This is a genomic window from Bacillus sp. TH22 (assembly GCF_016651015.1).
Taxonomy (GTDB): Bacteria; Bacillota; Bacilli; order Bacillales; family Bacillaceae_G; genus Bacillus_A; species Bacillus_A mycoides.
On sequence record NZ_JAEKER010000001.1, the window covers coordinates 4,718,829 to 4,731,977 of the forward strand.

The 13,149-nt window shown below is 36.4% G+C and carries 13 protein-coding genes; all 13 read left to right on the forward strand.

The genetic code is table 11. The annotated features are described in order from the left end of the window. Positions 1 to 21: 21 nt before the first annotated feature. Positions 22 to 1,296 carry an EF-P 5-aminopentanol modification-associated protein YfmF gene (gene yfmF, locus JFU18_RS24155; RefSeq protein ID WP_201034251.1) on the forward strand — a complete coding sequence of 425 codons (1,275 nt, stop codon included), beginning with the start codon at positions 22 to 24 and terminating at the stop codon, positions 1,294 to 1,296. Beyond that, the gene (gene yfmH, locus JFU18_RS24160) at positions 1,297 to 2,583 is read left to right on the forward strand and encodes an EF-P 5-aminopentanol modification-associated protein YfmH (protein WP_201034250.1); all 1,287 of its coding nucleotides are present in this window, start codon (positions 1,297 to 1,299) and stop codon (positions 2,581 to 2,583) included. A gap of 117 nt (positions 2,584 to 2,700) precedes the next feature. After that, positions 2,701 to 3,414, forward strand: coding sequence for an elongation factor P 5-aminopentanone reductase (gene ymfI, locus JFU18_RS24165; RefSeq protein WP_063219183.1), 714 nt, complete (start codon positions 2,701 to 2,703; stop codon positions 3,412 to 3,414). A 76-nt stretch (positions 3,415 to 3,490) separates the two neighbouring features. Next, positions 3,491 to 3,739: a DUF3243 domain-containing protein gene (locus tag JFU18_RS24170; RefSeq protein ID WP_000114449.1), complete on the forward strand. Its 249-nt coding sequence runs from the start codon at positions 3,491 to 3,493 to the stop codon at positions 3,737 to 3,739. A 139-nt stretch (positions 3,740 to 3,878) separates the two neighbouring features. Continuing rightward, positions 3,879 to 4,664, forward strand: coding sequence for a DUF3388 domain-containing protein (locus tag JFU18_RS24175; RefSeq protein WP_000574107.1), 786 nt, complete (start codon positions 3,879 to 3,881; stop codon positions 4,662 to 4,664). A 21-nt stretch (positions 4,665 to 4,685) separates the two neighbouring features. After that, positions 4,686 to 5,597: a helix-turn-helix domain-containing protein gene (locus tag JFU18_RS24180; RefSeq protein ID WP_002142844.1), complete on the forward strand. Its 912-nt coding sequence runs from the start codon at positions 4,686 to 4,688 to the stop codon at positions 5,595 to 5,597. A 63-nt stretch (positions 5,598 to 5,660) separates the two neighbouring features. Further along, positions 5,661 to 6,239 carry a CDP-diacylglycerol--glycerol-3-phosphate 3-phosphatidyltransferase gene (gene pgsA / locus JFU18_RS24185; RefSeq protein ID WP_002014596.1) on the forward strand — a complete coding sequence of 193 codons (579 nt, stop codon included), beginning with the start codon at positions 5,661 to 5,663 and terminating at the stop codon, positions 6,237 to 6,239. A gap of 20 nt (positions 6,240 to 6,259) precedes the next feature. Then, positions 6,260 to 7,498: a competence/damage-inducible protein A gene (locus tag JFU18_RS24190; RefSeq protein WP_002014598.1), complete on the forward strand. Its 1,239-nt coding sequence runs from the start codon at positions 6,260 to 6,262 to the stop codon at positions 7,496 to 7,498. 142 nt (positions 7,499 to 7,640) lie between these two features. Further along, positions 7,641 to 8,672, forward strand: coding sequence for a recombinase RecA (recA, locus tag JFU18_RS24195; protein ID WP_002014599.1), 1,032 nt, complete (start codon positions 7,641 to 7,643; stop codon positions 8,670 to 8,672). Positions 8,673 to 9,155: 483 nt separating this feature from the next. Then, positions 9,156 to 10,721 (forward strand): ribonuclease Y, encoded by a 1,566-nt coding sequence (rny, locus tag JFU18_RS24200; RefSeq protein WP_002014600.1) that lies wholly within the window; start codon positions 9,156 to 9,158, stop codon positions 10,719 to 10,721. A 179-nt stretch (positions 10,722 to 10,900) separates the two neighbouring features. After that, the gene (locus JFU18_RS24205; protein WP_002014601.1) at positions 10,901 to 11,695 is read left to right on the forward strand and encodes a TIGR00282 family metallophosphoesterase; all 795 of its coding nucleotides are present in this window, start codon (positions 10,901 to 10,903) and stop codon (positions 11,693 to 11,695) included. Positions 11,696 to 11,844: 149 nt separating this feature from the next. Further along, a complete protein-coding gene (gene spoVS / locus JFU18_RS24210; RefSeq protein WP_000404341.1) occupies positions 11,845 to 12,105 on the forward strand; it encodes a stage V sporulation protein SpoVS in 261 nt (86 codons plus the stop codon). A gap of 59 nt (positions 12,106 to 12,164) precedes the next feature. After that, complete coding sequence (locus JFU18_RS24215; RefSeq protein WP_201034249.1) at positions 12,165 to 13,088, forward strand: dipeptidase; 924 nt, start codon at positions 12,165 to 12,167, stop codon at positions 13,086 to 13,088. The last annotated feature ends 61 nt before the right edge of the window (positions 13,089 to 13,149 follow it).

Genomic DNA, 13,149 nt, shown 5'->3' on the forward strand with positions numbered 1-13,149 from the left:
ATACGTAAAGGAGGGCTATTAATGAAACTAATGGAACAGCAACTGCATGAATTAGGTGGCTTGCGAGTACATATTATTCCGACTGATAAATTTAAAACAAATACCTTTGTATTTCGTTTTAAAGCACCTTTAAATGAGGAGACGGTGACAGAGCGTGCCCTATTGCCGTACGTATTGCAAAGTGCGACAGAAAAACTGCCTTCTGTAATTCGTCTTCGTCAATATTTAGAAGAATTATATGGATCTTCTTTAGCGGTAGATGTAAGTAAAAAAGGGGAAGACCATATCATCTCTATTTATGTAGACATTGCAAATGAAACATATTTATGCGATGCACCACCGTTATTTGAAAAAGCGCTTTCTATGTTATCTGATATTGTTTTACATCCAGCAACAGAAGGGGACGGTTTTCTATCTTCTATTGTAGAAAGTGAGAAACGAGCACTCTTGCAACGAATTGAAGCTACTTATGATGATAAAATGCGTTATGCAAATGAGCGTTTAATTGCAGAAATGTGCAAAGTAGAACCATATCGCTTAAGTGCAAATGGAAAAAAAGAAAGTGTTGCTTCTATTACAAATGAAAGTTTGTATCAATATTATCAAAAAGTGTTAGCTGAAGATGAAATGGATTTATATATCATTGGTGATATTTCAGAAGATGCTGTGGGGCTTGTAAATAAGTATTTTTCGATTTCACCTCGCGCTATGAAAGAGAGAAATGTACTTCTTCATAAACGAAATAATGAAGAAAAAGAAATTGTTGAAAAACAAGAACTAAAGCAAAGTAAATTAAATATCGGCTATCGCACATTCATTACGTATAAAGATGAAGATTATTTTGCATTACAATTGTTTAACGGATTATTTGGAGGGTTTTCTCATTCGAAGTTATTCGTAAATGTCCGTGAAAAAAATAGTTTAGCGTACTATGCAGCATCGAGATTTGAAAGTCATAAAGGTTTGCTCTTCGTTATGTCTGGAATTGAAGCGAAGAACTTTGAAAAAGCTGTTGAAATTATTAAAGAACAGATGAAAGCAATGCAAAGCGGTGATTTTTCAGAGGAAGAGATTCAGCAAACGAAAAGTGTAATTCAAAATCAAATCTTAGAGGCAATTGATACACCACGTGGTTTTGTTGAAATGCTTTATCACGGGGTGATTTCAGAGCGTACGCGTCCAGTTGAAGAATGGCTAACGGGCATAGAAAGCGTGACGAAAGAAGAGATTGTGAAAGTTGCTAATAATATTGAACTAGATACAATTTACTTTTTACATGGAACGGAGGGAGAATAAATGGAGAAAATTGTGTATGAGCAATTAAAAGAGACGCTATATTATGAAAAACTTCCGAATGGATTAGACGTATATATCTTACCGAAACAAGGCTTCAATAAAACATTTGCAACATTTACGACGAAGTACGGTTCTGTTGATAATACATTTGTACCGCTTGGAAAAGAAGACATGACTCGTGTACCAGATGGAATTGCTCATTTCCTTGAGCATAAATTGTTTGAAAAAGAGGACCATGACGCGTTTCAATTGTTTAGTAAACAAGGTGCTTCAGCGAACGCTTTTACATCTTTTACAAGAACCGCTTATCTCTTTTCCTGTACATCAAATGTAGAGAGAAATTTAAATACACTGTTAGACTTTGTACAAGAACCGTATTTCTCTGAAAAAACGGTTGAAAAAGAAAAAGGTATTATCGGTCAAGAAATTCAAATGTACCAAGATAACCCAGACTGGCGTTTATACTTTGGATTAATCGATAGTTTGTTTGTAAAACATCCAATTAAAATTGATATTGCAGGGACGATTGAGTCTATTAGTAAGATTACAAAAGACCTACTGTATGAATGTTATGAGACTTTTTACCATCCGAGCAACATGTTATTATTTGTTGTTGGAGCGATTGATCCTGAAAAAACAATGGATTTAGTTCGTGAAAATCAATCGAAAAAAGATTACGAAAATCAACCAGAAATCGTTCGCTCTTTTGAAGAGGAACCAGAAGAAGTAAATGAAAAGAAAAAGATTATTTCAATGCCTGTTCAAACTCCAAAATGTTTAGTTGGTATTAAGGCAACGAATTTAAAAGAAAAAGGGCAAGCTCTGTTAAAACAAGAAATTGCGCTTACATTACTTTTAGATTATTTATTTGGAAAAGGGTCAGTTCATTACGAATCTTTATATAATGAAGGTCTTATTGATGATTCGTTCTCGTATGATTATACAGAAGAAAATAACTTCGGTTTTGCAATGGTTGGTGGAGATACGAAGCACCCTGATGAATTGGCAGAGCGATTAAAAGGTATTTTACTACAAACGAATTATGATCAGTTAGATGAGACTGCGCTGGAACGGGTGAAGAAAAAGAAAATTGGTGGATTTTTACGATCGTTGAATTCACCTGAATATATTGCAAATCAGTTTACACGATATGCGTTTAATGAATCTAGTTTATTTGATGCTCTTACAGTGTTAGAAGGATTAACTGTTCAAGACCTACAACAAGCAGCAAAAACATTATTAGTTGAAGAGAAAATGAGTGTCTGCCAAGTGTTACCAAAAAAATGAAGTAATATGTGAATAAAAAACGCAGTATCTATATCCCTCATCTAACGTTTGGTTATTGCCAAATGGTAAGATGAGGGTATTATTTATTTATACATAAAAAGATAAGAGAGGGAATTTATGAAAAAGTATGCATTAGTAACTGGAGGAAGCGGAGGGATTGGCTCTGCTATTTCGAAGCAGTTAATCGAGGATGGTTATACAGTCTATATTCATTACAATAAAAACGAAGAGAAGATAAGGGGGTTACAAAAGGAGTTTGATGCAGTGATTCCTGTGCAAGCAAATTTAGCTTCTATCGATGGAGCAGAGAAATTGTGGGGACAAATCGAACATCCTATTGATGTTATTGTATACGCAGCTGGAAAGAGTATATTTGGATTAGTAACGGATGTTACGAATGAAGAATTAGATTATATGGTGGAGCTTCAAGTGAAGAGTGTATATAGACTTTTATCGATGGCGCTTCCACCGATGATCGGGCGGAGAAGTGGTAATGTTGTTGTTATTTCATCCATTTGGGGGCAAATAGGAGCGTCTTGTGAGGTGCTGTACTCAATGGTGAAAGGTGCACAAAATTCATATGTGAAGGCTTTAGCGAAAGAAGTTTCTCTAAGTGGATTGCGCGTTAATGCGGTAGCGCCAGGTGCGATCGAAACAGAAATGTTAAATGTATTTTCAGAAGATGATAAAAATGAAATTGCTGAAGATATTCCATTAGGTAGAATAGGACTACCCGAAGAGGTAGCAAAAACAGTCTCCTTCCTCGTTTCGCCAGGAGCTTCTTATATTACGGGGCAAATTATCGGAGTGAATGGCGGTTGGCATTGCTAAAAAATTCTTACATAAAAAACAAGAAATTGTACAAATTAAGCATGATTCTATTACTAAAATAGTGAGGTGCTTAAACATGTCAGTGTTAGATAATTTTGATCAGTGGAAGAGCTTTTTAGGAGAACGTTTAGAACAAGCGGGGGGGAAGGGGCTTGATGGTGGTGCCGTATCAGATATGGCATTTCGTGTTGGTGATTATTTAGCAAATGAAGTAGAAGCGCGCAACGATCAAGAAAAATTATTGTCTGAGCTTTGGAAAGTTGCTGATGAACAAGAGCAACATACAATTGCAAATTTAATGGTGAAGTTTGTACAACATAAGTAAAAGTAGAGAGGAGCTTCTCCTCTCTACTTTTTTTGTATAGTAATTAGGAGGAATAGATTATACATTTAGCTTCCCTATTAAGGTGAAATCATATAATATAGTACGTAGGTGTAAAGTAAGCGTAGGGGAGTGATCTTGGATGATTGAATGGTATTTTGAATATGAAATACATAAAAACCGACCTGGCTTACTTGGTGACGTTTCTTCGTTAATCGGTATGCTTGGCATCAATATTGTCACAATTAATGGTGTAGATAATGCACGACGTGGACTTTTGCTTATGTGTGATAATCAAGAACAAATCTCTAGACTTGAATCAATTTTAAATACGATGGATAATATAACGGTAACGAAATATCGTCCGCCAAAGCTTAGAGATAAGCTAGCAGTTAGACATGGTAGGTACATACAACGAGATGCAGATGATAAGAAAACATTTCGATTTGTGCGTGATGAATTAGGATTGCTTGTAGACTTTATGGCGGAGATAATGAAAAAAGAAGGTCATAAATTAATTGGGATACGAGGAATGCCTCGTGTCGGAAAAACAGAATCTATTGTTGCCGCAAGTGTTTGTGCAAATAAGAGATGGTTATTCGTATCATCTACTCTCATTAAGCAAACTGTTCGTAGCCAATTGATTGAAGATGAGTATAGCGACGATAATATTTTCATACTAGATGGAATTGTGTCGACAAAGCGTGCAAATGAAAGACACTGGCAGCTCGTTCGTGAAATCATGAGATTGCCTGCAACGAAAGTTGTGGAACATCCGGATGTGTTTGTGAGTCAGTCAGAATACACATTGGATGATTTTGATTATATTATCGAATTGCGTAACGATTATGATGAAGAAATTCAATATAATTTAGTAGATGAAATTGAGCAAGGTACGCAAAACAATTTCTCTATGTTCGACTTTTAAAGAAATATTGAGGTGTTAGTAGTGACGGAATTAGGACAAAAGCTGACAGAAGCAAGAGAAGCGAAAGGCTTATCTATTGATCAGCTGCATGAGATTACAAAAATTCAAAAACGCCATTTAGTAGCGATTGAAGAAGGCAATTATGATGTGTTGCCAGGAGCTTTTTATGCGCGTGCATTCATTAAACAATATGCAGATGCTGTTGGATTAAATGGAGAGGAACTGCTTGTGGAATATCAGAGTACGATACCACAGTCTGAAAAACGTGAAGTTCCACAAGTATCAACTGGACAAAAAACACAAGAAACAATGCAAAAATCTTCATCATGGCCAATTGCGGATCATATGCCCAAAATTTTGATTGCGTTGTTAGTAATCGCATTTGGAGTGGTAGTCTGGTTTGTTATTCAAGCGTTAACTGGAAAAGATGATAGGCAAGTTCAAAATGCTCAAAGTGAGAAAATTGAGGTTCAAAAAGCAAAAAATTCTCCGTTAGATACGAAGAAAGATGAAGCGAAAGCGGAAGAACCAAAAAAAGAAGAACCAAAGAAAGAAGAACCAAAGAAAGAAGAGCAACCAGCGCAACCAACTGGACAACAAGAAGTGAAGGTAGTTGGAACGAGTGGTAAGGTATCTACTTTGGAAATTCATAATAATAAAACATTAGAACTGGAAATTTCAGCGAAGGGTGCAAGCTATGTAGATGTTAAAGATGATGCGGGTAACGAAATTCTAAACACTACAGTACAAAGTGGTCAAACAGAAAAACGTGATTTATCAACAGTAAAAGAAGTGCGGCTTAATATTGGAAGTGCACCGAATGTTGAAATTAAACTGAATGGCCAAGTGGTTACTTTCCCATTAGATCCAGCAAAAGAATATCACCAAAGATTGGTGATAAAAAACCAAGGGATAGGGCAAGCTGCGCAATAACAGTCATCGCTTCGATGACTTTTTTCAATGAACAAATGTTTTTGACATAATGGAGGAATAGCTGTGAATTTACCAAATAAAATTACAATATCTAGAATCTTCTTAATTCCAATTTTTATGGTAATTATGTTAGCGCCCTTTGAGTGGGGCTCATTTATAATTGGTGATGTAGAGTTACCAATTCAACATTTAGTAGGGGCACTTATCTTTATTATTGCTTCGGCTACAGATTGGATTGATGGACATTATGCAAGAAAGTATAATCTTGTAACGAATTTAGGGAAATTCCTTGACCCGTTAGCAGATAAATTACTTGTTTCGGCAGCACTTATCACATTGGTAGAAATGCAATATGTACCTGCTTGGATCGTTATTGTAATTATAAGCCGTGAGTTTGCAGTAACAGGTTTACGCCTTGTACTTGCTGGGACAGGGGAAGTAGTTGCAGCAAATCAGCTAGGGAAAATTAAGACATGGACACAAATTATTGCGATTGCAGCATACTTATTACATGATGTACCGTTAAATCTACTTCATATTCCAGTTGCAGATATTTTCATATGGATTGCATTATTCTTTACCGTTATTTCAGGATGGGATTATTTCTGGAAAAATAAAGATGCTTTTGTAAACTCAAAATAGAAGTTTATGGGGGAATTGGGATGAATGCTGAAATTATTGCGGTTGGAACGGAATTATTACTTGGACAAATTGCAAATACAAATGCCCAGTTTTTATCTGAAAAGTTAGCTTCAATCGGAATTAACGTGTACTACCATACTGTTGTTGGGGATAATAACAAGCGATTACAGAAGGCAATTGAATTGGCTGAAGAACGAGCTGATATGCTCATTTTTACAGGTGGATTAGGACCGACAAAAGATGATTTAACGAAAGAAACAATAGCGTCTAGTTTAGATGAAGAGCTTGTGTATGATGAAAAGGCATTAACATCGATAAGCGATTATTTTAAGCGTACAGGCCGTGAATTTACGGAGAATAATAAAAAGCAGGCGCTCGTTTTAAATGGATCGACTGTATTTGCGAATGATCACGGTATGGCGCCTGGTATGGGATTAAATACGAACGGAAAAGTTTATATTTTATTACCAGGACCACCAAAAGAAATGAAGCCGATGTATATAAGTTACGTAGAGCCTTTTTTATGTAAGTTTACAACGGGGGAAAATATTTATTCTCGTGTTCTTCGTTTTTTTGGTATTGGGGAATCTCAATTAGAGGTGAAAGTTCAAGATTTAATTGATGGACAAACGAACCCAACCATTGCACCACTTGCAAATGATGGAGAAGTGACATTACGTTTAACTGCCAAACATCATGATGCTGATGAGGCGGAGAAACTGATTCAGCATGTGGAAGATTTGATTTTAGAAAGAGTAGGAGAATTTTTCTACGGATATGACCAAGATTTCCTTCATTACAAGGCAATAAGGCTATTGAAGGAAAAAGGGTTAACTTTAGCGTGTGCAGAAAGTTTAACAGGTGGTCTTTTTGGAAATCAAGTAACAGAAAATGCTGGTGTTTCATCTGTATTTAAAGGCGGTGTCATTTGTTATCAAAATGATGTGAAGCAACAAATTTTACATGTACCTGAAGAAGTGTTACGTACTGATGGCGCGGTTAGTAAACAGTGTGCTCGCTATCTTGCTGAAAATGTAAAGGAACTGTTAAAAGCAGATATCGGAATTAGTTTCACTGGGGTGGCAGGACCGGATGCTTCAGAGCATAAAGAACCAGGAACAGTATTTATTGGATTGGTGATTAAAGATGAACCAGCTGTAGTCTTCTCGCTTAATTTAAGTGGAAGTCGTCAACAAATTAGAGAACGCTCTACAAAATATGGATTTTATCATTTATTTAAAAAGCTAGAAGAGATATAAATTTCTTCTAGTTTTTTTTGTTGGAAAACCTAGTTTTATTCGATATAAAATAAAAAAACGAATAAATGTTCGATTTTTGTTGGCAAATTGAATTGAAAATAGGTATAATAAGATTAGCAATTTAGTTAAGGAGGAATTTTGAATGAGCGATCGTCAAGCGGCATTAGATATGGCGTTAAAACAAATAGAGAAGCAATTCGGTAAAGGTTCAATTATGAAATTAGGAGAACAAGCGGAGCGTAGAATTTCTACAATTTCAAGTGGTTCTTTAGCACTTGATGTGGCACTAGGGGTAGGCGGATACCCACGTGGCCGTGTTATTGAAATTTATGGACCTGAAAGTTCAGGTAAAACAACAGTTTCATTACACGCAATCGCGGAAGTACAGCGTCAGGGTGGACAAGCAGCGTTCATTGATGCGGAACATGCAATGGATCCTGTATATGCACAAAAATTAGGTGTTAACATAGATGAATTACTATTATCACAGCCTGATACAGGGGAGCAAGGACTAGAAATCGCAGAAGCACTTGTACGAAGTGGAGCGGTTGATATTATCGTAATTGACTCTGTGGCAGCTCTTGTACCGAAAGCTGAGATCGAAGGGGACATGGGTGACTCTCACGTTGGTTTACAAGCACGTTTAATGTCACAAGCACTTCGTAAACTTTCAGGTGCAATCAACAAATCAAAAACAATCGCAATCTTTATCAACCAAATTCGTGAAAAAGTTGGGGTTATGTTCGGGAACCCAGAAACAACTCCAGGTGGTCGTGCGTTGAAATTCTATTCAACTGTCCGTCTTGAAGTACGTCGTGCTGAGCAGTTAAAGCAAGGTAACGATATTGTTGGTAATAAAACGAAAGTAAAAGTAGTTAAAAATAAAGTAGCACCACCATTCCGTGTTGCTGAAGTTGATATTATGTACGGAGAAGGTATTTCAAGAGAAGGTGAAATCTTAGATATGGCTTCTGAACTTGATATCGTTCAAAAGAGCGGTGCTTGGTACTCTTATAATGAAGAACGCTTAGGACAAGGTCGTGAAAATTCGAAGCAATTCTTAAAAGAGAATACGGATTTAAGAGAAGAAATTGCCTTCTTTGTTCGTGAACATCACGGAATTGGTGAAAACTCTGGTGTTGAAGACACGGAAGATTCAACTCGTCAAGATTAAAAAATAAAAGACACGGTCCCGTGTCTTTTATTTTTTAATCCACTATGAAAGCGTTATATATAGCTGGAGATAAAATATTTATTCTATCCAAAAGGCTATGTGTAAAGGGGAATATTCATATATTTTAAGTGAATGAATTGGGATTTTCTAAGGTTTTCCAGGATAATATGCTGTCTGTTTTTTTAATCCATATAAGATTCAGGGCTTAAGGTAAAGAAAGTAAAAGTAGACAACGCTTGACAATGAAAATTGCGATAGATACAATGAGAATGTATATTTTTTCTTATATACGATATACTCTTCTCAAGAAGAGAAGTAATATTCGGAGTAAGACTTAAATCTTGCCGAAATAATAATATGACATTTTAATTGTGAAATGAAGAAAGTCCCTTAAAAAAGCGGGACGACGGTCTTTGCTGTACGTTGTAATTCAATGTACATGCCGACAGTCTTTTTTCATTCATAGCAAGGGGAGGTGAAATCATGAGTAGTAGTACAGTTTGGATACTCATCTCCATTTTGCTTGCAACAGTCGGTGCAGTTGTTGGCTTTTTTGTTCGAAAGTCTATTGCTGAAGCGAAGATTAATGGTGCAGCTAATGAAGCAAAACGTATTCTAGACGAAGCGAATCGTGATGCTGAAGCACTTAAGAAAGAAGCGCTTTTAGAAGCAAAGGATGAAATTCATACACTTCGTACAGAAGCTGAATTAGAAATTCGTGACCGTAGAAGCGAATTACAAAAACAAGAAAATCGTTTAATGCAAAAAGAAGAGAACCTTGATCGTAAAGACGAAACGCTCGATAACCGCGAGCGACAGTTAGAAAAGAAAGAGGAATCTCTTGTAGCGAAACAACAACAGATTGAAGAGTTGGAAAGCAAAGTGGGAGAGTTAGTTCAAAAGCAACAAACAGAATTAGAGCGCATTTCCAATCTGACCCGCGAACAAGCGAAAGCAATTATTCTTGGTAAAGTGGAAAGTGAAGTTTCTCATGAAATTGCCGTTATGGTAAAAGAAAGTGAAGTTCGCGCGAAAGAAGAAGCGGATAAGAAGGCAAAAGAGATTTTATCTCTTGCAATGCAAAGATGTGCAGCTGATCATGTTGCTGAAACAACCGTTTCGGTTGTAAATCTTCCAAATGACGAAATGAAGGGACGTATTATCGGACGTGAAGGTCGTAACATTCGTACGTTAGAAACGTTAACAGGTATTGACCTTATTATCGATGATACACCAGAAGCTGTAATTCTATCAGGATTTGACCCGATTCGTCGTGAAACAGCTCGTATCGCTCTTGATAAACTAGTACAGGACGGACGTATTCACCCAGCGCGTATTGAAGAGATGGTCGAAAAATCAAGACGTGAAGTGGACGAGTATATTCGTGAAGTGGGAGAGCAAACAACGTTTGAAGTGGGTGTTCATGGCTTACATCCAGATTTAATTAAAATTTTAGGTCGTTTAAAATACCGTACAAGTTACGGACAAAACGTCTTAAAACACTCTATGGAAGTTGCATACTTAACTGGACTTATGGCAGCGGAGCTTGGTGAGGATGAAAAACTAGCAAGACGTGCTGGTCTATTACATGATATCGGAAAAGCAATCGATCATGAAGTAGAAGGTAGCCACGTTGAAATTGGTGTTGAACTCGCAACGAAATATAAAGAGCATCCTGTTGTAATAAACAGTATCGCATCTCACCATGGTGACACAGAACCAACTTCTATCATTGCAGTTCTAGTTGCTGCAGCAGATGCATTATCAGCTGCAAGACCGGGAGCTCGTAGTGAAACGCTTGAGAATTACATTCGTCGTCTTGAAAAGTTAGAAGAAATTTCAGAGTCTTATGAAGGCGTAGAAAAATCTTTCGCAATTCAAGCAGGACGTGAAGTTCGTATTCTGGTAAAACCAGATACAATTGATGATTTAGAAGCTCATCGTTTAGCTCGTGATATTCGAAAACGTATTGAAAATGAACTGGATTATCCAGGACATATTAAAGTAACTGTTATTCGTGAAACACGTGCAGTGGAATACGCAAAATAAAGTGGTGAAACACCACTTTATTTTTTTGTGTTGGAATTGGGTAAAATAAAGAAAATTATTTATGAGCAGTATGCAAGTGAAAGAAACTTATAATAGATAAATTGTAACTGTTGTAAGGAAATAGCTTTAAGGTTATAGTATGGTAATAAAAAATGTAGTACATAGAAAGGGTAAGACATATGAGAATATTATTTGTTGGGGATGTAGTAGGATCTCCTGGTAGAGACATGATTCAACAGTACGTACCGGCATTAAAGAAGAAATATACACCGACAGTAACAATTATTAATGGAGAAAATGCTGCGGGTGGACGTGGAATTACGGAAAAAATATATCGAAACTTTTTAGAGTGCGGGGCACAAGCGGTTACGCTTGGAAATCACGCTTGGGATAACCGTGAAGTATTTGAATTTATCGATGATGCAAAATATCTTGCAAGACCAGCTAACTTCCCAGAAGGAACGCCGGGAAAAGGGCTTATCTTTGTAAATTGTAATGGAACAGAAGTTGCAGTTATTAACTTACAAGGACGTACTTTCCTTCCTCCAATTGATTGTCCATTCCGTAAAGTGGATGAGTTAATCAGTATTGCAAAAAAACGTACAAACATTATCTTTGTTGATTTTCATGCTGAAACAACAAGTGAGAAGCAGGCGTTAGGTTGGTATGTAGACGGTCGTGCTACAGCGGTAGTAGGTACACATACACACGTTCCTACAGCTGATAATCGTATTTTACCAAGCGGAACAGCTTATATTACAGATGTTGGTATGACAGGCCCATATGATGGGATTTTAGGTATGGATCGCGAAGCGGTATTGAAGAAGTTTTTAACGAACTTACCAGTGCGTTTTGAAGTGACGAATGGTAGAACACAATTAAGTGCAGTGTTAATTGATGTGGATCCTAATACAGGGAAAGCAAAGAAAATTGAGCGCATTTTAATTAATGATGACCAGCCATTTTTTGACTGATTTCTAACAGGAAGTTAGAGAATTCTTTATATTTTAATTTTTTAGAAAAATTACAGAAGTTTAGCAGGAATACGTGCCATTCCTCGTGAATATAAGTTAAAGTGAAATAATTGCTATTACTTTTTATAGAAACGAGGAGGAAACGCGGAATGGAAATATTAAAAGTTAAAGCAACGTCGGTCCCTAATTCTGTAGCTGGTGCACTTGCAGGTGTTATTCGCGAACGCGGAACAGCAGAAATTCAAGCTATTGGTGCAGGTGCATTGAACCAAGCGGTAAAGGCAGTAGCGATTGCAAGAGGATTTGTAGCGCCTAGCGGTTTGGACTTGATTTGTATCCCAGCGTTTACAGATATTATGATTGATGGTGAAGAGCGTACAGCGATAAAATTAATTGTAGAACCTCGTTAAGTTGAAACAACCTGTTTGCATGTATGCAAACAGGTTGTTTTTGTAATGGAGGAATGAAAATGAAAATTTTTGATGCACATTGCGATGTACTCTTTCAGTTATGGAGTGCAAAGGGAAAAAAAGACTTTCAAAACGATTCACAATTACATATTACATTTGAACAATTAATGAAAAGAAAAGGAAGTATACAATGCTTTGCTATATATATACCAGAAACAGTAGCGTATGAAAAGCGTTTTGAAGTTGCGCTGCAAATGATAGATATTTTTCATAATGAAATTCTATCGCTACCAGGAATGAAGTTTATTCAGACAAAAAACGATATTAACATGCTAAAACAGGACGAGGTTGGAGCATTATTAACATTAGAAGGATGCGAAGCAATTGGAAAAGAGGCGATGAAATTACGTTTGTTTTATCGCTTAGGTGTACGTTCCTTTGGATTGACATGGAACTATGCCAATCTGTTAGCTGATGGAGCGCTAGAGGCACGTGGAGCAGGTTTAACTACATTTGGTAGACAAGTTGTACAAGAACTTAATACGTTACATTTATGGACCGATGTGTCTCACTTAAATGAAAGAAGCTTTTGGGATGTTATTGAAATTGCTAAAAACCCAATTGCATCTCATTCAAACTGTTATCAACTTTGTGGGCATCCACGCAATTTAACCGATGAACAAATAAGAGCCCTTATAAAGAAAAATAGCATTATTGGTATTACTTTCGTACCGCAGTTTTTAACGAATGAAAGACAAGCGAATATAGCAGATATATTAAGGCATGTGGAATATATTTGTTCATTAGGTGGAGAAAAAAATATAGGATTCGGTTCTGATTTTGATGGGATTTTAGAAACTGTTGTAGGTGTAGAAGTATATAGGGATTATGAAAATATAATTAATCAACTGTGTAAAAAGTATAATGAATCAACTGTAGAGCGATTTTTGTATAAAAATTTTGTTGACTGTATAACGTTCTAAAGAATATGTTTTAAAAATTCAGAAAAATTAAAATGAATTTACTTGAATTTATTGATTTTTT